The following is a 21,663-nucleotide window of genomic DNA, read 5'->3' on the forward strand; positions in this document are numbered from 1 at the left end:
ACGCAAGCAGAACAGTGAATTTATTGATGCAGTCACCAACCGCCGCAATGCACGGTATTCGAGACAACCACTCCCGTGGAAGCGTCGCCGATTTTCTTAAATTCCGGATTTCGAGCGGAAGCACGCTCTCCATCGTCTCGGCCTATTTCACTATTCACGCCTATCAGGCGTTGAAAACAAATTTGGATGGCATCGAGCGGCTTCGCTTTTTGTTTGGCGAACCTCGCTTCATTGGTTCAATGGACCCCGAAAAGAACGAGCGGAAAAGGTTTGCAATTGAGGACGACGGCCTGGAACTCGCCAACCGTCTCCAGCAAAGGCAGGTCGCTTTCGATTGTGCGCGTTGGCTTAGCGAGAAGGTCGAAATCCGTTCAGTTCTTGATGCGAACTTTGTCCACGGAAAGATGTATCACATCGACGATGGCCGAAGAGAGCACGCCATTGTCGGCAGTTCCAATTTTACGCGTCGTGGCTTGGGCATATCAAGCACGCCGAACATTGAGCTCAACCTAATTGTCGACAGCGATCGCGACCGCTCGGACCTCAGGGAATGGTTCGATGCGATATGGGACGACAGCAAACTCGTGTCGGACGTCAAGGACGAGGTACTGCGATATCTTGAGCAGCTCTACGTCAATCATGCGCCTGAGTTCATATATTTTAAGACGCTTTATCACGTATTCGAACGTTTCATTTCTGGCCAGGACGCCGACGCCGCCCTCTTCGAACAGACTGCAATCATCGATACCGAAATCTGGAAAGCGTTGTTCGACTTTCAAAAAGATGGCGTGAAAGGGGCAATCCACAAGATCAATGCGCACAATGGCTGCATTCTTGCGGATAGCGTAGGCCTCGGAAAAACTTATTCGGCTCTGGCCGTAATCAAATATTTCGAGCTTCGAAATCACCGAGTTCTTGTCCTCTGTCCAAAGAAACTGCGAGATAACTGGACTGTATTTCTCGCTCAGAATAACAGCGACCTAAATCCATTTCTGAAGGATCGCTTCAGCTACACGGTGCTTTCGCATACCGATCTTTCACGTGAATCCGGTAGAGTTGATGGGGTTGACCTGTCAACGATCAATTGGAGCAATTTCGATCTAGTCGTGGTCGATGAATCACACAACTTTAGGAACAACACCAAAGGCAAGCGCGACGAGGATGGAAACATCGTTCGAAAGAGTCGGTACGAGCGGTTGATGGACGATGTGATAAGGAAGGGTGTGAAGACCAAGATACTGTTGTTGTCGGCAACGCCGGTTAACAACGACCTCCGCGACCTGCGAAATCAGATCTATTTTGTCACCGAAGGCAGAGACGCGGCATTTGCATCGGATCTTGCGATCAACAGCATAAAGGATACGCTTTCCACGGCGCAAAAAACCTTCATGGAATGGGCGCGTCGCAGCGGTGAGCGCGATGCCCGTGATCTCATGGATCGGCTCCCCGCGTCATTCTTCACGCTTCTCGATGAACTGACGATTGCACGGTCCCGGAACCACATTAAGAAATACTATCGCTCTTCGCTCGAAAAAATTGGCCATTTTCCCAAGCGGCGAAAGCCGGGATCGATATTCTCCGAGATAGACCTTAAGGGGCGCTTTCTGTCCTACGATCGATTGAACGACGAGATCTCCAAATACGAACTCTCGCTTTTCAATCCCTCGCGTTACGTATTGCAGGCCTACGCGGCGCAATACGAAGAGCGCAAGATCGTGAACTTCTCGCAAGCCAATCGCGAGAAGTTTCTAATTGGCATGATCAAGGTCAACTTTCTGAAACGTCTGGAAAGCTCCGTCCACGCTTTCGCCATCACGATGGAGAGGACCGTTTCAAAAATCGAGGCACTCGAAGAAAGGCTCCGACAGTACAAGATCCATGCGAAGACGGCCGAAGACGCCCTTCAGCCAGACCTTTTTGCCGTCGAAGACGAGGACGATGACGATCTCACTCAGGCGTTTCAAGTTGGTTCCAAGCTCAAGTTTGAGATGGCTCATCTTGACGTCGATCGCTGGCTGAAGGATCTCGCGACTGACAAGCAGCAGCTTTCACTTCTTTCCGACGCTGCACAAGCTGTTGATCCGGCTCGAGACGCCAAGCTGGCCAAGCTTAAAGAACTAATCGAGCACAAAGTCAGGAACCCCGATCGCAACAGCCAGGGCGAGGAGAACCGCAAGGTAATCGTGTTCTGTGCGTTCGCGGACACAGCGGCGTATCTTTACGAAGCGTTGGAGAGTTGGGCGCGGAAGACGTTGGGCCTTCACATTGCGCTTGTTTCTGGCGGCTCCAAACCGAACCGCACGACCTTCGGCAAGGCTGAATTCTCGCAAATCCTCGCAAACTTCTCGCCGCGAGCCAAGCAGCGCGCGAAGATCAAGTCGATGCCGCACGACGGCGAAATCGATATAATGATCGCGACCGACTGTATTTCGGAGGGACAGAACCTTCAAGATTGCGATTATCTCATCAACTACGACATCCACTGGAACCCAGTTCGGATTATCCAGCGCTTTGGTCGCATAGACCGTATTGGCAGTCTCAATCACGAAATCCAGCTTGTGAATTTTTGGCCTACGCCCGATTTAAACAAATACATCAACCTGAAAAATCGGGTTGAGGCGCGCATGGCGCTCGTCGATATCGCAGCGACCAATGAGGACAACATCCTGAACGCCAAGGATATCGAGGAGCTTGTGCAGAACGATCTTCGGTATCGCGACAAGCAATTGCTGAGGTTGAAGGATGAGGTGCTTGATCTCGAAGACTTCAACGAGTCGGTCGCGCTCAATGAATTCACGCTCGACGATTTCCGCGCCGAGCTTTTGGGCTTCATTGAGGCGAACCGCGAGCGGCTTGAGGACGCACCACTCGGGCTTTATGCGGTTGTGCCAGCGCATGCCGACCATCCGACCATTCAGCCCGGAACTATCTACTGTCTCAAGCAGCGTGAGGCGTCCGCAGGTGGCGAGACCGTCAATCCGTTGCAGCCCTATTTCCTCGCCTATGTACGGGAGACGGGAGAGGTGCGCTATAATTTCACAGCGCCCAAGCAGGTGCTCGAGATCTTTCGCGCTGTTTGCCAGGGCAAAGCCGAACCCTATTCCAGGCTGTGCGAGCTGTTCGACGCTCAAACATGCGACGGCAAGGATATGCAGCGCTACAGCGCTTTGCTGGACGCCGCAATCAGCGCCATCGCCTCGCAGTCTGACAAGAAGAACCTCGGGAACCTCTTTGCCGGCCGGGGCGGGAAGCTGGTTGACGATACCAAGCTGCCGAAGACGGGAACCGATTTTGATCTGATCACATGGCTCGTCATCATGAAACCCGAGGAGACCATGAATGACTGACACGCGGCTTCAGGTGCAACGAGCTCTGAAGGCGCTCGCGAGCAAGACCACGAGAGAGGCCGCAACCGAGCTGTTCAGCGCGCTGGGCTATGACAGCCGCAAGACGGTCAATCTCGACGGTGCGCCCTCGTCATTTCTGAAGTTTGTCGACCGCGATGGGAGGCTGGCCTCAAAGCGCGAAGCCCAGATTGAGAAGTGGCAACGCGTTGACTTCCTCTTCCAGCTTACAAACGACGAAATCCCTATACTTGCTCAGGGGATTCCGGAGCTCTTTGCGGGCCAGCAGGATTATCGCACCTCGATCATTGAATCCTTTGTGTTCATTGCCATAGAGCTTGCTGATGAAGAGTGGAGCCGCGGCGCGCTTGCGGGCATCACGCGCGAGGTCAATCGGCTCTTCCCGATGCCGGCCGTGATTCTTTTCAAGCATGGCAGGTTTGGTTCGCTCTCGGTCATCGATCGCCGCCCGAGTAGGAAGGACGGCTCGCGCGATGTGGTCGAAAAGCGCATCTCGATCGTGAAGGATATCAATCTCGCGTCGCCACACCGCGCCCATGTCGATATCCTCTGCGATATCGCACTCTCTGCCGTGAAGGTGCGCGGTCGCGGGGTGCCGACCAATTTCCGCGACCTCTATGACGGCTGGATCGAAGCGCTATCAGCGCAGACGCTCAACACCCGTTTCTATCACGAACTGGCCAACTGGTTCTTCTGGTCGACGAAGATCGTCGAGTTTCCGGCGGCCGTCCGGGCGCGCGACAACGAACCCAACTACAAGGCGAAGAAGGAGGCCTTCGAGGCGCAAAACCAAATCGCCGTCATCCGGCTACTAACCCGGCTGATCTTCGTCTGGTTCATCAAGGAAAAGGGGTTGGTGCCCGATGCGCTGTTCGATCCGCTGAAGCTGTCTAGATCGAGGGATGACGAAGGTCTCTTGAAAGAAGACGTGCGCTCGGAACGAGACAGCAGCACCTATTACAAGGCCGTGCTGCAAAACCTATTCTTCGCCACGCTCAACACCGAGATGTCCGAGGATCGCAAGTGGCGCACCAAGGGGACCGGCGGCGGGCTAGATGGGCAATATCTCATCCACACTGTCTATCGCTTCCGTGATGCCTTCCGCGATCCCGACAGGGCGCTCGATCTCTTCAAACAGGTGCCATTCCTCAACGGTGGCCTGTTCGAGTGTCTGGATCGCGAGGTGTCCGCCCGCGATCTGGAACGCAACCCGGACTTGATGAAGCGCCTCGTTAGGGAAGGCTCACACGATGTCATCCGCATCGATGGCTTTTCCGACCGCCCGGACAATCCACTGAATGTTCCGAACAAGATTTTCTTTGCCAGCAAGGAAAAGGTCGATCTCAGTGTTGAGTATGACTCAAAGTCGAAATCTGCCGAAGATGTCGACGGCCTGATCGAACTGTTCTCCCGATACAAATTCACGGTCGAGGAGAATACGCCGGTTGAGGAGGAAGTTGCACTCGATCCGGAACTGCTCGGCAAGGTGTTTGAAAACCTGCTCGCCAGCTACAACGCCGATACGCGCACCACGGCGCGCAAGAAATCCGGCTCGTTCTATACCCCACGCGAAGTGGTCGACTACATGGTCGACGAGGCGCTGGTCTCATATTTCGAGCGGCGCCTGGTGGCAAGGCCCGCTGTGCCCGCGCCTGGCAAACCGCGCCAGCAAGCGTTCGACATGGCGTTGCCGGGTGAGTTCGATCTTACCGTCAGCCCGAAGCAGAACGGCGCAGGCGCTGCGCCTGCCGGCGATCTCGGGCACCGCCTGCGGAATCTCCTGTCATTCAAGGAGAGCGGCAATCCGTTCTCGAATGCTGAGACCGATCACCTGATCGCCGCCATCGATAATCTGAAGGCGCTGGACCCCGCCTGCGGATCGGGCGCGTTCCCCATGGGCCTGCTGCAGAAGCTCATCCATCTGCTTCATCGGCTCGATCCGGACAATGCGCGTTGGAAGGCGCAGAACCGCAGGCCGCTGGAACTGCGGCTAGCCGCAGCCAAGCAGACGCCCGATCCATCGCGCCGGGAAACCGAGATTGAGGAGGCGGAAGCCGCTCTTGCCAAGCTCGACCACGATTTCTCCGACGCCAACAAGCCGGACTATGCCCGCAAACTCTATCTCATCGACAAGTGTTTGTTCGGTGTCGATATCCAGCCCATCGCTGTGCAGATCGCCAAGCTGCGCTTCTTCATCTCGCTGGTGGTGAGCCAGAAGATCGACCGCGAGCAGGGTAACGCCAACATCACGGCTCTGCCGAACCTTGAGACCAAACTTGTAGCCGCCAACAGCTTAATCCCAATCGAGCGCAAGGCGCAGGCCGATCTCTTCCGCAATACCAAGATCGCCGACAAGGAAGCGGAACTGCGCGCCATGAACGCGCGCTATTTCTCCGCCCGTACCGCCAAGACCAAGCGCCTGCGCCGCGAAGATATCGCCCGGCTGCGCGATGAACTGGCCGAGCTTCTGAAATTCGATCGCGGTCTGCCGGAGACGGACGCCAAGCTGATGGCTGCCTGGGACCCATTCGACCAGAATGCCGCTGCGCCCTTCTTCGATCCCGAATGGATGTTCGGTCTCTCCTCGCGCTTCGATCTCGTCATCGGCAACCCGCCCTATGTGCGGCAGGAGGCGATCAAAGATCAGAAGCCCGTGCTCGAAAAGCACTATGGCGGCAAGGAAAGAGGCATTCCCATCGGCGCCTATGCCGGCACGGCGGATTTGTTCGTCTATTTCATCCAGCGCGGCATCGAGCTGCTCAATCCCGGCGGAGCCTTTGCCTACATCACCTCGAACAAATGGTATCGAGCCAAATATGGCACGAACCTCCGCGGCTGGATGAATCGACACACACAACTGCGCCGCATCGTTGATTTCGGCGATGCCGAAGTGTTCGACGCCATCGCATATCCCACCATCGTCATCGCCACGAGGCGCGAGGCGCCGGTGCTCGCGCCGGACGCTAAGGAAAGCCTGCGGGTGATGAACTGGCCGCAGGAACTGGGTCGGGAGGATATTCCCGGCTTCTCGAAGCTGATGGACGAGATCGGCTTCGACATACCGCAGAAGGCGCTAGCGACTGATGGCTGGCAATTGGAGCCCCAGGCCAAGCGCGGGCTGCTGGAGCGCATCCGCGCGGCGGGTATGCCGCTTGGCCAATATGTCGAAGGGCGTTTCTATTACGGCATCAAGACCGGCTACAACGACGCGTTCGTCATTCCGGGATGGAGGAAGATAGAAATTGAAGAGGAGGCCGAAGAGAACAATCATAAAGGCCGCGAGGACAGATCCACCGAGATCATCAAGCCCTTCCTGCGCGGCCGCGATATCAAGCGCTGGCGTGTGGAACCACAGGATTTGTGGTTGATTTTCACTCGGCGCGGCATCGACATCGACGCCTATCCGGCGATCAAGCGGCATCTGGAAGCTTACCGCCACAAGCTTGAGCCGAAGCCTGCCGATTGGGATGACTCGACGGTCGGCAAATGGGAGGGCCGCAAAGCAGGTTCCTACAAGTGGTTCGAGATTCAGGACAATATCGCCTATTGGCAGGAGTTCCTGATGCCCAAGATTGTTTATCCAGACATAACACTATCAGTCCGTTTTTCTTGGGACGCGTCGGGGGCCTTCACAGGCGATACGACCTTCCTGATACCCGAAGCTCCCAAATGGCTTGTCGCATTTCTCAATAGTTCGATGATTGAATGGTTCTACCAACAACTGTCACCGCGTATTCAAAACGGATTTCTGAGATTCAAGTCAATTTACGTTGAGCAAATTCCAGTTCCGAATACCTCTGAGAGAGAGAGGCGTTTTCTTTTGACGATGGCCGACGTAATCGCTGGCAGCAAACAGACCGGCCAGTTCGAGCAACTCCTCAACGGCTTCGTCTATGAACTCTTCTTCAAGGACGATCTCCACGCGCGGGGCCTGACCCTGTTTGAGGAGGCTGAACGTGCCGGCCTCAGCAAGCTCGCCGGACTTGAAGACGCGGAACTTGGGCGGGCGGCAGAGGAGTTTGCGGATCGCACTTTCCAAACATCGCATCCGTTATATGGCATGCTTTTTGATCTTCAGGCCCTTGATGTCGTGCGGATTATCGAGGACAGGGAATGAACGGCGCTGTTCCACCCGCGCCAGTTCCCGCTGCACCCGTAGCCGCGCAAAATCCATTGCGCATCAGCGCGCTCTCGCTTTGTGATTTCCGCGCGTTCCCCAATCCGGTGACGTTTGATCTGGTTGGTAAGAATCTGCTTGTTTATGGCGAAAACGGTGCTGGCAAGTCGTCGATCTTCCAAGCGCTTCGTCATTTCTTTGCCATGCGACCGCCGGCAACCGCTTCAGTGAAGAACGTATTCTCTGGCCGACCCGACACAGACTTTCGGATCGATATTACTTTCAACGACGGCACACCCTCCGTTCCTTGGTCGAGCACGCGACATCCTACTCGCTTGCCGGGCGCCGACGCGCGCGTGGCTGAAGCCGCGCTTCGAAAGTCATGCCTCGATTACCGTGCCCTTCTGGATACCAACTATATTCACGGGGACAAGCGGCCAAACCTTTTCGATATTTCGGTGCACTTGCTCCTGGCAGACTTCTCTGTCGCGACGGAAGGTGGAATTGTTAAGACAATCGGTCAACTTTGGGCCGAAATTCAGCGTTCAATGCCCTACAACTACAACAGCTCGCTGGAGCCGGTACAAAAGGCGTGTGTTGCCTTCAACGAGGGTTTTCGCGCGGCGCTGGAGGCGCTTCACCCACACTTGGTCAACCTAGTGCAAACCATGCTTGGCGCATCTATCGAGGTTAAGCCTTTGACCTTTGGTGGGGTGACGTATCAGCATCAATGGTGGAAGCGCGACCGTATCATCACCGGGCGCGAACTGTTTCCAGGGATCGCATTCAATGGCAGAGATCTGCCAACTCCCCAGACATTCCTAAACGAGGCTCGGCTATCCGCCTTCGCTATGGCGATGTATCTCGGCGGGCGCCTTGCCTGTGTACCCGCAGGTGGCGAAAGGCTCAAACTGCTCGTCCTCGATGATGTACTAATCGGCCTTGACCACGACAATCGCATACCGGTTCTTCGCCTGCTGCGAGACTTCTTCGCCGATTGGCAGACCGTGATCCTTACGCACGATAGAGTCTGGTTCGACATGGCCAGGCAATTTCACGACGGTTCAAATGCGTGGACCTGGGCAGAGATCTTTGCCGATGGGGATGGCGGCAGGGCTACTCCCTCGGTCAAAATGCCGAATGGCGATGTTCTTCGGGCAGCGCTGGACGAATGCTCTTCACAGCTCGCGGCCAACTCTGTTCCTTCGGCAGCGACGTCTGCGCGAAGAGCCTTCGAGTGGGGTTTGAAGCGGTTCTGCGAACGACGACGCGTGCAAACTGCCTTCACGATGAACCCCAAAGAAAACGACTCCGAAGTTCTGTTAAATGCAATAACCGCCTGGGCGGATCTCCCCAGTCAAAACCGTGCCCAGAGATTAGCACCAATCCTCACCGACCTCCGGATGTATCGTGCCGGCGTCCTGAACCCGCAAACACACGCCAACGCTCCAAATCCATCGAGGCAAGAAGTTGAAGGCGCGATTGCAGCAATTCTGGCTCTTGAGGCTGCACGGACGGACAACACGATCACGTAACCCAGCGATATCATTCCACGTGTACCCCCGTGTTGCCCAACAAAATATCTTGGCAACATAACACCAAATAAGTCTTTGAAATCATTGGCGCACCCGACAGGATTCGAACCTGTGACCTCTGCCTTCGGAGGGCAGCGCTCTATCCAGCTGAGCTACGGGTGCTTTCCGGAATCCGGAAAACGAACCAGCCGGCGAACCGGCAAGTCACGGCTTCTTAGCGGAAGCAGGCGCGGGCTTCAACGGGCAAATGGCGATTGGCGGCGTCGCGTGGTGGGGGGTGGGTTGGTCCTCTCACGGGTGCCCGCCTGTTGGATATGGCGCTCCCCCTCTCCGTCTCGGCTTCGCCGAGCCACCTCTCCCCCACTTTGTGGGGGCGAGGAACCCTCTCACTGCCCCACCGCGCTCTTCACCGTCCGCCGCCGGCGCACCGCCCGCTTCGGCTTCTTCGCCCCGGTCAGTTCGTGCATGGCGTCAAGCTGCATCTGCTGCATTTCGGCCAGGCGCGTCCATTGGCGCGAGATGAGGTAGTCGAGCTTTTCGTGCAGATGGCGCACTTCGAGCTCGGCCTTGAGGTTGACGCGGTAGTCGTTGAAGGAGCGCAGGCGGTCCTTGGACTCCTGCCGCCTCTGGCTCATCATGATGATCGGCGCCTGGATGGCGGCGATGCAGGAGAGCAGCAGGTTGAGCAGGATGAAGGGGTAGGGGTCGAAGGCGGCGCTCATGCCGGCGATCAGGTTGATGCCGATCCACACCAGCAGCACGCTGCCGAACGAGATCAGGAACCACCAGCTGCCGCCGAAGGAAGCCATGTTGTCGGAGACGCGGTCGGCGAACGTCCGGTGCTCCTCGAATTCCTCTTCCGAGTTTTCGGAAATGGTGTCCTGCCTGGCGATCGATTCGACCACCTGGCGGTCGAGCTCGGAGAATTCGCCGTGCTCCTGCTGGAGAAGCTCCTCCATGTAGCGCATGCGGTAGCGGCCGAGCTCGGCGCGGCTGATGCGGGCGCCGGCCGGCAGGTCCGGGTGATCCGACCGGATGCGGTCGGCAAGGCTCGGGCGCAGCGTGTCGATGCGTACCAGATCGCGCTTGCGGAACTTCCGGCCCGATATCGCCGATGGTTTTTTCTTCGGCTTGCCGCGGTGGGCGCCGGGGCCCGCGGGTTCGGAGTCCGGCACTTCAGGCGTCTCGAAGTGCTCGTCCGGCACCGGATCGGCCTCCAGCTCACTGAGGGTCGGCGCCTCGAAATATTCGCCGCCGCTGTCGTTCTGATTGTCGGCCGGTTGCTCGGGTGTTTTGGGGACGGTGCTCATGGTGGGCTCCTGATGCTGGGCGACGATAGACAGAGGTGGCGGCGCATAGCCAGCGCCGAGCACGGATTTCGCAGGCCGGACAAGTGGTTTTGATCGGAGAAGGCGATGCGGCTGGCTCGGCTCGCCCCTAAGGGCGGGTGGAGACATTCGAGATTGGCCGAAGCCTCACCAACTTCGTCATCCACAGGCGGAGCGGGAAGAACTTGCCCGATGTTTGCGCCAATCACCCCCCTCTGTCCTGCCGGACATCTCCCCCGCAAGGAGGGAGATTGGCTGTCGTCCCGGCTTTCGCCAATTTCCACCGTCACATGAGTGAGCGTAGCGCCGAAGCCGCTGATCTCCCCCCTTGCGGGGGTTGAGGAGCGGTCCGCGCAGCGGGCGGAAAGCCAATTGCTTGGCTTTCCGAGCGACGAACATCCGGCAGGACAGAGGGGGGTGCTGTCCCGCCAACGTGCGCAAGGTTCTGCACGGCGGCGGGCAATAAAAAACCCGCCTTGCGGGCGGGTCACGTTTCCAGTGGATCAATTGGCGCGACTCAGCACCATACCCAAAATAGTAGCGTAGCTGCCCTCACCGAGTCAAGAAAAAATTCCTATCCGTCACCGTGCGCCCAGACGCGAATCGCGCCGCGGCCTACTACTGCTCGGCGAACATCAGCCTGGTCTTGGCGCCGTCCATGGTCGGCGACAGGCTCCGCTGGATCAGCGCTTCGACATGGTCGTTGCGCTGGCGGGCTGAGTCGGCGCCCATCACCACGACGATCAAATTGCGGCCGTCGGCATTATAGGAGGTGACGATGTTGAAGCCCGAGGCCCTGATGTAGCCGGTCTTGATGCCGTCGACGCCGCGCACGCGGCCGAGCATGTCGTTGTGGCCGCGCACCAGCCGGCCGCGGAACATGAAGTCGCTTTCGGAGAAATAGTGGAACTGCTGGGGAAAGCGCTGATGCAGCGCCATGCCGAGCACCGCCATGTCGCGCGCGGTCGTCATCTGGCCATCGTCGGGCAGGCCCGACGCGTTGCGGAAAATGGTGCTGGTCATGCCGAGCTGGCGCGCCCTGGATGTCATCGTGGCGGCGAACTGGACCTCCGAGCCGCCGAGATATTCGCCGACCGCCACGGCCACGTCGTTGGCGGATTTGACGACGATGGCGCGGATCGCCGAATCGACGTCGATACTCTCGCCGCGCCGGAAGCGCAGCTTGGTTGGCGGCTGCGAGGCGGCGTTGTCCGACACCGGGATCTGCGTCTGCTTGCTGACGCGGCCGGACTCCAGCGCCTCGAACAAAAGATACAGCGTCATCATCTTGGTCAGCGAGGCCGGGTAGCGCTGCGCCGTCGAGCTGACCTCGAACAGCTGCTTGCCGGTCCTGGCGTCGACGACGATGGCCGCATATTTCTGCGCTGGCGCCGGCACGGCCAGCACGCTGTCGGGCGGCGTCGTGGTCGAGCAGCCGGCCAGCAGCACCAGCAGGACGAGTGCCGCGAAAACTCTCTGGATGAGCGGAAGGGGGTTGGACAAGGGCAGGACTGTTCTGGGGTCGGCTGTTGCTGAGATGAGACGAAGCTAACGTAACGCGGCTGTTGCGTCCATTTGGTTAATGCCGGTTAGCCCCAGGATTGTCGAGGGCATCGGGCTCAGTTCCTCGCCCCTACACAGCGCAGGGCAATCGCATACGGATTTTTGCGAAGATGGACCCCCACCCTAACCCTCCCCACAAGGGGGAGGGGATGCTGCCGCGCGCTCTTATTCGTCTTGGACGTCGAGATATCGACAGTTGCCGAGATCAGCGCCTACAGAAGTCTCCCTCCCCCTTGTGGGGAGGGGTTAGGGGTGGGGGTATTCGTAGAGCGAAAGCCTCCGCTTCCCATATGCGATTGCTCCGCCTCGGGGGCGAGGAACCCAAGCCTGCGAAGCCGCCCCGAAAACGCCGGTTTTCCCGTGTCTTTCCTTGCCAAGGCCGCGTTCCCCGTGGGAAGGGGCGTGGTATCTCAGGGCTTGGGGGCTTGGCATGACGAACATCGGGGCCGGGGGCGCTGCGCCCTCGCTTATCAGGGCATCGCTCAGCCGCACCGGCAAATGGGCCGGCAGCGTCGCCTTTATCGGGGGTGCCGTATCCGACATCCTCAATCCGCTGGCGCCGTTCGCCGCCTATATCGCGCTGATCGCCGCGGTGGCCGCAATCATCATCGCCATTGCCATCGTGCTCAGGCTGGTGCTGGCGGCCAGAGCGCTGCCGGCCTTGATCTTCGCCACAACAGCGGCGGCCGTCGCCGGCGGCGTCTACGGCCTGCAGCAGCAGACCAACGCCCAGAACGGGGTGATCGCAAGCCTGGTGCCGGCCATTGCCGGGCTACAGCAGTCGATGGGCATCGTTACCGAAAAAGTGGCCAAGATCGAGCAGACCGTCACGCAGACGCAGAAGACGGTCGAACAGGTCAAGCAGTCGACCGACACGGTGGCGAAGAAGACCGATGAGATCGCCTCAGCACAGCAGCAGCAGACGCAGCAGACGGCGGAAGTGCAAAAGACCACCGAAGAGGTGAAGAAGCAGACCGAGAAGCTGCAAGAAACGACTCAGCAGATCGCCGCCTCGATCGACACCATCGCCAGGGGCTTTGCCGCCCTTGCCGCGCAGGGTGGGGCGATCGCCGAGCCGAAGCGGCCGGACGAGTTCTACCACAATGCCCGTGTCTACGAGCTGTCCGGCGACATGCTCAATGCACGGCGCTCCTACCTCGCCTTTGCCGGCTTCGATGTCGACGCCATCGATCCCTATACGCGCTTTGCCACGCTGCTTCGGGTGCAGGACGGCAAGGCCGGCGCCCGCGAAGTGTTCGGCGCGCTTGCCGACAAGGGCAAGGCGCTGTCGATCAAGCTGGTGCATATCCAGCAGTTCGACGACGCCCAGCGCGTCGACAAGCTCAACGCCTTCATATCAGCCAATCCAGATTTCGCGCCGGCCTATTTCCTGTTGGCGCAGGAGTTTTCCGAAGACCGGCTCGGCGCCCAGACGCTGGCCGACAAGCGCAACGAGGCCAAGGCGTTGACCAAGTTCACGTCCTACGAGAAGGATGGCGGGCTGCTCACATATTTCGTCGACCAGACGCAGCTGGCCGACTGGCTGGACCGCAGCCGCAGCCGGCTGGCCGCACTCGGCGACGTGCTCGATCCCGCCCGCTTCGTGCCTTCGCTGACGCCGATGCGCTCGAACCAGGGCTGGTCGATGACCATCTCGCTGCCGGAGCCGGCGACCGCCATCTCGTGGCGCATGGGCGACAGCGGTCCGTTCACCGACACCGGTTTCCTGGCCATGAACGACCAGACCACCGGCAAGCCGATGGCCAATCCGAGCTTCGAGATGCCCGACAGCACCGTGGCCGGCATCATCGCGATCAAATATCTCGACATCAGGGGCCGCGAGACCGGCCCGTTCGACATCCGCTTCGACCCGGAGGCGGCACTCCAGCAGGGCAACAAGCAGATCCTCGACCAGTTCTGGACCTCGTGGATCGCCTTCGATGCCAGCGGCAATCACGGGCTGGTCTATTTCACCCAGATGCTGTCCTACCGCTGCGCCATCAAACAGGTGCACTACAGCCTGAACGGCGCGGCGCTCGACAAGGAGATCAAGATGCCGCGTTGCGACAAGAAGGACCCTTACGCCATCCCCTACGACTACCAGCCCTATTTCAAGGTCGCCGACAGCGTGAAATCGATGTCGGTGCAGGTCACCTACACCGACGGCACCAAGTCGCCGGTGCGGGAATACAAGCGGCAGTAGCTGCGCTCACCCTCCCCCTTGTGGGGAGGGCTATCGCACGTGGAATTCTTGAGATGTCTGCCCGGCACGGACCCCCACCCCTAACCCCTCCCCACAAGGGGGAGGGAGACTTCCGTTGGCGCCGACCCAGGCTAGTCGCCTGTCTTTTCGGCGCCAAAGAAAGAACAATTAAGGCACGCGACAGCGTTCCCTCCCCCTTGTGGGGAGGGTTAGGGTGGGGGTCCTCTTCGAAAGAATCCATATGCGATGTGGGAGGGTGAGAACTGATGCAAAATGCCTGTCGCGGTGCTTGCGCAAGTGCCGCCGAACAGGCCAGTTTGCGCCTGCAGAATCGGTGAGAGCGCGATGACCATCCAGACCATCAAGGCCCGAGGCATTTCGGTTTTGCTCGACCTCACGGTCGGCCACATCGCCGACATGGTCGTCGAGGGTGGTGGGCGGCAGCTGAAGCCGCTGCACCGCGCGCCCTGGGTCGATGCGAATGAGACGCTGCCGGACAATTTGCCGGAAGGTACGGTTCGGCTGTCCGGCGATTTTCTCTGCGCGCCGTTTTCGCGCAGCGATGTCGAGGAGGCGCCGCTGCATGGCTGGCCGGCCAACAGCGCCTGGGACATCGCCGAAAGTGCCGCAACGGATGATGGCTGGCGCGCGGTCTTCCGCTTGCGCCACAAGGTGATGGGCGCAACGGTCGACAAGATCCTGACGCTGCGCGACGGCCATCCCTTCCTCTACCAGGAGCATGAGTTTTCCGGTGGCCATGGTGCGATCTCGGTCGCGCATCACCCGATGACGGCGATGACGGGCGGCGGCAGGCTGGCCTTTTCGCCGAAGCGGTTTGCCGCGACGCTGGAGGATCCGCTGGAGCCGGATCCCGCACGCGGCCGCTTCCTGCTGGCCTATCCGGCACGATCCGCCGATCTCAGCCAATTCCCCGCCGCCGGCGGCGGTACGCTCGACCTGACGGAATACCGCATGGACGACCGCCGCGAGGATTTCCTCACGCTGGTCGAGGCGGATCATGGCGGGCCGGGCTGGACCGCGCTTGCACGAGAGGCCGAAGACGATCTGGTGCTGGTGCTGAAGAACCCGGCCGAACTGCCGATCACCATGCTGTGGCTCAGTAATGGCGGGCGCGACTACGCGCCCTGGAGCGGTCGCCACCTGGGCGTGCTCGGCATCGAGGATGGCCGCGCCGCCGTCGGCCATGCCGCCTCGATCGGCGACAACTGGCTGAAGCGCGAAGGGGTCGCGACCGCCTTTGCACTGGGCGAAGGCCAAAGCGTGTCCTTTCGCCATGTCATCGGCGCCATTCCGCTGGCCGGCGGCGAGCCGCCACAGGCGATCACGACGGCGGATGGCCGCATACGACTGGTGACGGGTGGCGCGACGCGGGAGGTTCCCTTCGACAGCGATTTCCTGCGCATTGGCCAGCCTGCGCCCGCTTGATGGGATTGCGCGGCCGCAGGGTTTGAAATTTCCGTGAACTGCCGCCAAGATGTGGCCGAAATCATCATGCGGAACATGGTGGATTTGAAGCTCCTGCCAGAGAGGCTCTCATGTCCGAAATCGCCCATCTCGCCGCCACCATCTTCAAGCGTGCCGGCAAGGCAAACCGCTTCATCGTGGCCATTGCCGGGCCACCAGGCTCCGGCAAGTCGACGCTGTCGGCGCGGCTGCATGAACTGCTGCCCGAAGGTGCTTCGGAAGTCGTGCCGATGGATGGCTTCCACTATGACGACGCCGTGCTCGAGCGGCGCGGCTTGCGCACCCGAAAGGGTGCGCCGGAAACCTTTGACTTTGCCGGTTTCGAAACCTTGCTGAAGCGTATCCGGGCCGGCGAAGCCGATATCGCCATCCCGGTCTTCGACCGCAGCATGGAGCTGTCGCGCGCCGCCGCCTCGATCGTCGCCACGCAAACCAAGTTCATCCTGGTCGAGGGCAATTACCTGCTGCTCGACGAAGAGCCGTGGTCGCGGCTGGCGCCGCTGTTCGATTTCTCGATCTTCGTCGACGTGCCGCGCAACGAACTCGAGCGCCGCCTGATGGAGCGCTGGCACGGACATGGCCGCTCCGACGAAGATGCGCGCGCCTGGATCGCGTCCAACGACCTGCCCAACATCGAACGCGTGCTCGCGCGGCGCCGGGCTGCCGATCTGGTGATCGGCCTTTCCGCTTGATTCGACGGATTGCGCAAGGGGAACCTTAAGACTTTCAGGCCGTTATCCCGACACGGCAATTATGCCAAAAGAGGGATTCGGTCCAATGGCAATCAAGGCAAGAAAGCCCGCGCCCGCCAAGGGCAAGGCGACCCAATCCAAGGCCGGCGCCGGCCCGGCGATGACAGCCCGTTCGAAGGACGCCAAGCCGGCCTTCGGCAAGGCAGCGCCGAAGAAAGTGGTGCCGACCGCAGCGAAAGCCGCGCCGAAAGCCGCAAAGCCGAAGAAGCCCGCAAGCTCCAGCGACTCCGTGAGCGGCAGCGCGATGCGCACGGCCAAGGCGACGGCCAACGTCGCTGCCGGCGCGGTCATGGTCGCCGCCCGAGGTGCTGCGTCGCTCGCTGCTTCCGTCATGGGCAAAGGCGGTTCGAAAGCCAAAGCGAAGGCAAAATAGCCGCGCTTCGGAGGCTGGTTCGGCTATCCCTTGGCGGGGATGGTCAGGCCTTTCTGCACCGCCGGCCGCGCCAGGCCGCGCTCCAGCCATGTCGAGACATTGACGAAATCGTCAAAGCCGACGAGTTCGCGGGCTTCGTAGAAGCCGATCAGGTTGCGCACCCAGCCGAGCAGCGAGATGTCGGCGATGGTGTAGTCATTGCCCATGATCCACTTGCGCCCCTTCAGCCGGCCGTCGAGCACGCCGAGCAGTCGCTTTGACTCGTCACGATAGCGCTCCAGAGGGCGTTTGTCGGCGATCTCGCGACCGGCGAATTTGTGGAAGAAGCCGACCTGGCCGAACATCGGCCCGACCGAGGCCATCTGGAAGAACACCCACTGGATGGTCTCGTAGCGGCGCGCAGCATCGATGGGCATGAGCAGGCCGGTCTTTTCAGCGAGGTAGAGCAGGATGGCGCCGGATTCGAACAGGCCGATCGGCTTGCCGTCCGGACCGTTCGGATCGATGATCGCCGGTATCTTGCCGTTGGGGTTGAGCGACAGGAATTCCGGTGTCCAGCTTTCGTTCTGGCCGATGTTGACCCAATGCGGCTCGTAAGGCAGGCCGAGTTCCTCCAGGGCGATCGAAATCTTCACGCCGTTCGGCGTTGTCGCCGAATAGAGCTGGAGCTGATCCGGACGCTTGGCCGGCCAACGCGTTGCGATCGGAAAGGCGGACAGGTCGGCCATGGAAACTCCTGAATGAGGATTCGCGCCAAGCGGCGCGGTTTTGGCGGGTCGGCCAAGGATTAGACGCGGCGCACGGCACGATCAATGGCGTGCAAGGGTTTCGTTGCGCGCGAACAGTCAACGGAACGGCCTGCTTGGGGCAGATCGCGCGCCCGGCCTTTGCGTTCAGACGGCCTTGAAGGCCAGCACGGCATTGGTGCCGCCGAACGCGAAGCCGTTGCTGATCGCGGCGCGCACCTTGCGCTCGCGCGGCACATTCGGCGTGACGTCGAGGTCGCAATCGGGATCGGCCTCACGAAAATTGGCCGTCGGCGGCACGATGCCTTCGCGGATCGCCATCACGCAGGCGATCATCTCCAGCGCACCCGATGCGCCCAGGCAATGGGCGTGCATCGACTTGGTCGACGACACCGAAAGCTTGTAGGCATGGTCGCCGAAGACGCGCTTGATCGCTGCCGTCTCGATCTGGTCGTTGGCCTTGGTGCCGGTGCCATGGGCATTGAGGTAGTCGACATCCTCGGGATTGAAGCCGGCATCGGCCAGGCAGGCGCGCATGGCCGCCGTCGGCCCTTCGACGGTCGGAGCGACAATGTCGGAGGCGTCGGCGGAGAGGCCGGCGCCGGCGACCTCGGCAAGGATGGTGGCGCCGCGCGCCATGGCATGCTCATACGTCTCCAGGACCGCCATGCCGGCGCCCTCGCCGAGCGACAGTCCCTGGCGGTCGGCCGAGAATGGCCGGCAGGTGTCGGGCGCCAGCACGCGCAATGCTTCCCAGCCCTTCAGGATGCCCCAGACCAGCGGCGCATCGGTGCCGCCGGCGACCATCACGTCGGCGCGGCCAAGCCTGATCTGGTCGACGGCCGAGGCGATGGCGTGGTTGGATGAGGAGCAGGCCGAGGTGACACCGAAGACCGGGCCGCGCAGGCCCAGACTCATGCTGACGTGGCCGGAGGCCGCGCTTGGCATAACCTTTGGCACGGTGAAGATACCGGCGCGGTTCTTGCCCTCGACCAGGATGGCACGATAGCTCTCTTCGATCGCCTCCCAGCCGCAGACGCCGACGCCGACGACGGTGCCCATCCGATAGGTGGTGGCTTCATTCGAAGTCAGGCCGGCCTGCTGCATGGCTTCCCTGGCTGCGATCGTCGCCAGCAGGCTGAAGCGGTCCATCGACACGGTCTGCTTGCGGTCGATGCCGTGATCGGGAAGCGCCTTGATTTCGCAGCCGACCTTGACCTTCAAATCATGCAGTTGGGGACTTGTGATCTGGCCGATGGCCGAGCGGCCGGCGCGCATCTCGTTCCAGATCGCGGGCGCGCTGGTGCCGAGCCCGCAAATGCCGCCCATGCCGGTGATGACAACGCGCTGCCGCATTCAGTTCAGGCTTTTTTCGCGATCAGCGCGCGCACAGCTTCGACCATGTCGCCGACATTCTTCAGATTGCTCCAGGCGTCGACCGTGTTCATCTCGATCTCGATGCCATACTCTTCCTCAAGATCGAAGATAATCTCCGTCAGCTCGAGCGAATGGATGCCAAGCGAGGTCAATTCGGTGGTGGTGGTGATTTCTTCGCCGCCCGGCTCGGCATGAGCCTTGATCTTCGCGATGATATCCGTTGCCAGCTGGTCGGCCATTCGGTTCCTTCCCCACTATCTCGACGTTTCCCGACGCCAACTGAGCAGCGCCCCTTTTTCTCCTGGTATCAAGCCGCCGTCGTCGTTTAATACCCCCGCCAAGCGCAGCATGACCGTACCAAGGTGGTTCCCTCTATAGAAACCGAAACGTTGTCAAGCAACAAGCTATATCGAACTCCATATCGACAAAGCCGCCGGAGTGCTTAACGTGCAGGCATGGATATGGGCGAACATGGCGGGATTTCGACGCAGCGCGTTGCGGGCGTCGCGCGGCTTTCCTGCGCGCTCCGTGAGGGCCGCACGCGCCTGCGGCGCCTCTATCAGGACGGCGCCGCCAAGATAAGAATGCCGGCCGTCTCGGCCGATCCGCTCGAAGCGGTGCTGATCAACACCGCCGGCGGGATGACCGGCGGCGACCGTATCGCCTGGGACGTGGATGTCGGCGCGGCCGCTTCGGCATCGATCACCACGCAGGCCTGCGAGAAGATCTACCGGGCGGCATCCGACCGTGCCGAAGTGCGGGTCAATTTGTCGGTCGGGGAAAACGGCCGCATCGCCTGGCTGCCGCAGGAAACCATCGTCTTCGACCGGGCGGCCTTTGCCCGCACGCTCGACGTCGAGCTTGCCGTCGGCGCCGAGGCGCTGGTGCTGGAAGCCGCCGTCTTCGGTCGCCTGGCTATGGGCGAGCGCGCCACGCAGGGCAACTTCCATGACCGCTGGCGCGTGCGCCAGGATGGCGCCCTCATTCATGCCGAGGATTTCCGCATCGGACCCGATATCGCCGCCAGGCTCGACCGCCCGGCCGTTGCCGGCGGCGCGATCGCGGTGGCGACGCTGCTTCTGGTGTCGCCGCACGCCGAGGCCCTGCTCGACCAGGTTCTGGAGATCGTCGGCGACCAAGGCAGCGCCAGCGCCTGGTGCGTGAAGAAATCTGGCAAGCTTCTTGCGAGGCTCTACGCCGGGGACGGCTACCGGCTGCGCCAGCGGCTGGTTCCACTCGTCGAATTGCTCAACGGAAGGGCGGGGTTGCCCAAATTATGGTCACTATAGGCCTGTCTCTACCAATCCAGGGAAACGCATGAACCTGACGCCGAGGGAAAAGGACAAGCTGCTGATCGCCATGGCGGCGATCGTGGCGCGCAAGCGGCTCGAACGCGGCGTCAAGCTCAACCATCCAGAAGCGATCGCGCTGATCACCGACTTCGTCGTCGAAGGCGCCCGCGACGGCCGTCCGGTCGCCGAACTGATGGAAGCCGGCGCTCATGTCGTCAGCCGCGCGCAAGTCATGGAAGGCATCGCCGAGATGATCCATGACGTGCAGGTCGAGGCGACTTTTCCCGACGGCACCAAGCTGGTGACCGTGCACGAACCGATCCGTTGAGGAGGACAGGATGCTGGAGCTGCGTCCCAACTGCGAATGCTGCGACAAGGACCTGCCGCCCGAGGCGACGGATGCGCTGATCTGCACCTTCGAGTGCACCTTTTGCGCCGGATGCGTGGAACAGGTGTTGGGCGGCATCTGCCCCAATTGCGGCGGTGGTTTTTCGGCGCGGCCGATCCGCCCGGCAGCGATGCTGAAGAAATACCCGGCGTCGAGTAAACGCGTTCTCAAGGCCGAAGGCTGCGGCCCCCGCAAGGCGGCGTAAACACCAGACCGAGCAAAACGAAAGGCAATAGAATGATCCCTGCCAAACGCCTCTCCCTGTCGGCGATCCTGCTGCTGGCCGCTGCCATGCCGGCCTATGCCCATGTCGGCATCGGCACGGCCTCCTCCTTCACGGCCGGCTTCATGCACCCGCTTTCCGGGCTCGATCACATGACGGTGATGATCGCGGTCGGACTGTGGGCAGCGATCAAGGGCGGCAAGGCGGTTCTTGCCTGGCCGGCGGCCTTTGTCGGTGTCATGCTGGTCGGCGGCGCGCTGGGCATTTTGCATATGCCGCTGCCCTTCGTCGAACCCGGCATACTGGCCTCAATCGTGGCGCTCGGGCTGCTGGTGGCGCTGGCGGTCGATCTGCCGGTCTCGGCCGGCGTCGCCATCATCGGCCTGTTCGCGCTGTTCCACGGCCACGCGCATGGCACCGAGGTGCCGGAGAATGCCGGCGGGCTTGAATACATGGCCGGCTTTGCCATCGCCACGCTGTTGCTGCATGCCACCGGCATCGCCGCCGGTCTCGGTCTCGGCATCCGGTTCCGCGGCTTGGCCCGTACTGCCGGTGCCGCCTGCGCGGCGATCGGCATCGGCCTCGCCTTCGGCATCGTGTGAGGGTGACCATGATCCCCGGTGAGATCATCACGGTGGACGGCGACATCGAGCTCAACAAGGGCCTGCCGACCGTCACCCTGAAAGTCGCCAACAGCGGCGACCGGCCGATCCAGGTCGGCAGCCACTACCATTTCTTCGAGACCAATGAGGGGCTGAAATTCGACCGCGAGCGTGCCAGGGGCATGCGTCTCGACATTGCCGCGGGCACGGCCATACGTTTCGAGCCGGGCCAGGAGCGCGACGTCACGCTGGTGCCGCTCGGCGGCAAGCGCGAGGTCTACGGATTTCAGCAGAAGGTGATGGGCAAGCTGTGA

The 21,663-nt window shown here is 60.8% G+C and carries 17 protein-coding genes and 1 tRNA gene; 12 read left to right on the forward strand and 6 right to left on the reverse strand.

Annotation, left to right across the window (positions count from 1 at the left end):
- Positions 1-26: 26 nt before the first annotated feature.
- The 3 genes from NKH95_RS08485 to NKH95_RS08495 are packed head-to-tail and all read left to right on the forward strand — an operon-like array spanning position 27 to position 9,017.
- The gene (locus NKH95_RS08485) at positions 27-3,347 is read left to right on the forward strand and encodes a helicase-related protein (RefSeq protein ID WP_352891331.1); all 3,321 of its coding nucleotides are present in this window, start codon (positions 27-29) and stop codon (positions 3,345-3,347) included.
- Positions 3,340-7,482 carry an Eco57I restriction-modification methylase domain-containing protein gene (locus tag NKH95_RS08490; protein ID WP_352891332.1) on the forward strand — a complete coding sequence of 1,381 codons (4,143 nt, stop codon included), beginning with the start codon at positions 3,340-3,342 and terminating at the stop codon, positions 7,480-7,482. The genes NKH95_RS08485 and NKH95_RS08490 overlap by 8 nt, the downstream gene beginning before the upstream one ends.
- On the forward strand, positions 7,479-9,017 hold the full coding sequence (locus NKH95_RS08495) for an AAA family ATPase (protein WP_352891333.1): 1,539 nt from the start codon (positions 7,479-7,481) through the stop codon (positions 9,015-9,017). Before NKH95_RS08490 ends, NKH95_RS08495 begins: the two co-directional genes overlap by 4 nt.
- 85 nt (positions 9,018-9,102) lie before the next feature.
- Here NKH95_RS08495 and NKH95_RS08500 read toward each other — a convergent pair.
- The 3 genes from NKH95_RS08500 to NKH95_RS08510 form a co-directional block, all read right to left on the reverse strand.
- A tRNA-Arg gene (locus tag NKH95_RS08500) sits at positions 9,103-9,179 on the reverse strand.
- Between the two features lie 224 nt (positions 9,180-9,403).
- Entirely contained in the window at positions 9,404-10,327 is a 924-nt protein-coding gene (locus NKH95_RS08505) for a DUF1003 domain-containing protein (protein WP_352891334.1), read from the reverse strand.
- Between the two features lie 636 nt (positions 10,328-10,963).
- Entirely contained in the window at positions 10,964-11,848 is an 885-nt protein-coding gene (locus tag NKH95_RS08510) for a D-alanyl-D-alanine carboxypeptidase family protein (RefSeq protein WP_352891335.1), read from the reverse strand.
- 490 nt (positions 11,849-12,338) lie between these two features.
- Between NKH95_RS08510 and NKH95_RS08515 the strand changes: the two genes are divergently transcribed.
- The 4 genes from NKH95_RS08515 (at position 12,339) to NKH95_RS08530 (ending at position 16,721) form a co-directional block, all read left to right on the forward strand.
- Entirely contained in the window at positions 12,339-14,111 is a 1,773-nt protein-coding gene (locus NKH95_RS08515; RefSeq protein ID WP_352891336.1) for a methyl-accepting chemotaxis protein, read from the forward strand.
- Positions 14,112-14,456: 345 nt separating this feature from the next.
- Positions 14,457-15,557: a hypothetical protein gene (locus NKH95_RS08520; protein WP_352793355.1), complete on the forward strand. Its 1,101-nt coding sequence runs from the start codon at positions 14,457-14,459 to the stop codon at positions 15,555-15,557.
- Positions 15,558-15,667: 110 nt separating this feature from the next.
- Positions 15,668-16,288 carry a nucleoside triphosphate hydrolase gene (locus NKH95_RS08525; protein ID WP_352891337.1) on the forward strand — a complete coding sequence of 207 codons (621 nt, stop codon included), beginning with the start codon at positions 15,668-15,670 and terminating at the stop codon, positions 16,286-16,288.
- Between the two features lie 85 nt (positions 16,289-16,373).
- A complete protein-coding gene (locus NKH95_RS08530) occupies positions 16,374-16,721 on the forward strand; it encodes a hypothetical protein (protein WP_352553299.1) in 348 nt (115 codons plus the stop codon).
- A 23-nt stretch (positions 16,722-16,744) separates the two neighbouring features.
- Here the strand turns inward: NKH95_RS08530 and NKH95_RS08535 are convergent, their stop codons facing one another.
- From NKH95_RS08535 to NKH95_RS08545, 3 genes are all read right to left on the reverse strand, one after another.
- Entirely contained in the window at positions 16,745-17,449 is a 705-nt protein-coding gene (locus NKH95_RS08535) for a glutathione S-transferase family protein (protein ID WP_128304231.1), read from the reverse strand.
- 165 nt (positions 17,450-17,614) lie between these two features.
- On the reverse strand, positions 17,615-18,823 hold the full coding sequence (locus NKH95_RS08540) for a beta-ketoacyl-[acyl-carrier-protein] synthase family protein (protein WP_128304230.1): 1,209 nt from the start codon (positions 18,821-18,823) through the stop codon (positions 17,615-17,617).
- A 5-nt stretch (positions 18,824-18,828) separates the two neighbouring features.
- Complete coding sequence (locus NKH95_RS08545) at positions 18,829-19,083, reverse strand: acyl carrier protein (RefSeq protein ID WP_013528393.1); 255 nt, start codon at positions 19,081-19,083, stop codon at positions 18,829-18,831.
- Between the two features lie 216 nt (positions 19,084-19,299).
- Here NKH95_RS08545 and NKH95_RS08550 point away from each other — a divergent pair, with 216 nt between their 5' ends.
- Genes NKH95_RS08550 through NKH95_RS08570 form a run of 5 tightly spaced genes read left to right on the forward strand, consistent with a single transcriptional unit; the run spans position 19,300 to position 21,663 of the window.
- On the forward strand, positions 19,300-20,133 hold the full coding sequence (locus NKH95_RS08550; protein WP_502895174.1) for an urease accessory protein UreD: 834 nt from the start codon (positions 19,300-19,302) through the stop codon (positions 20,131-20,133).
- 28 nt (positions 20,134-20,161) lie between these two features.
- Positions 20,162-20,464, forward strand: a complete 303-nt coding sequence (locus tag NKH95_RS08555; RefSeq protein WP_015314510.1) for an urease subunit gamma — start codon at positions 20,162-20,164, stop codon at positions 20,462-20,464.
- Positions 20,465-20,474: 10 nt separating this feature from the next.
- Positions 20,475-20,729, forward strand: coding sequence for a DUF1272 domain-containing protein (locus NKH95_RS08560; RefSeq protein ID WP_027161066.1), 255 nt, complete (start codon positions 20,475-20,477; stop codon positions 20,727-20,729).
- A gap of 32 nt (positions 20,730-20,761) precedes the next feature.
- Positions 20,762-21,349: a HupE/UreJ family protein gene (locus NKH95_RS08565; protein ID WP_128304229.1), complete on the forward strand. Its 588-nt coding sequence runs from the start codon at positions 20,762-20,764 to the stop codon at positions 21,347-21,349.
- 8 nt (positions 21,350-21,357) lie between these two features.
- On the forward strand, positions 21,358-21,663 hold the full coding sequence (locus tag NKH95_RS08570; RefSeq protein ID WP_352891339.1) for an urease subunit beta: 306 nt from the start codon (positions 21,358-21,360) through the stop codon (positions 21,661-21,663).

It is taken from the genome of Mesorhizobium sp. M0848 (assembly GCF_040319805.1).
Lineage (GTDB): Bacteria > Pseudomonadota > Alphaproteobacteria > Rhizobiales > Rhizobiaceae > Mesorhizobium.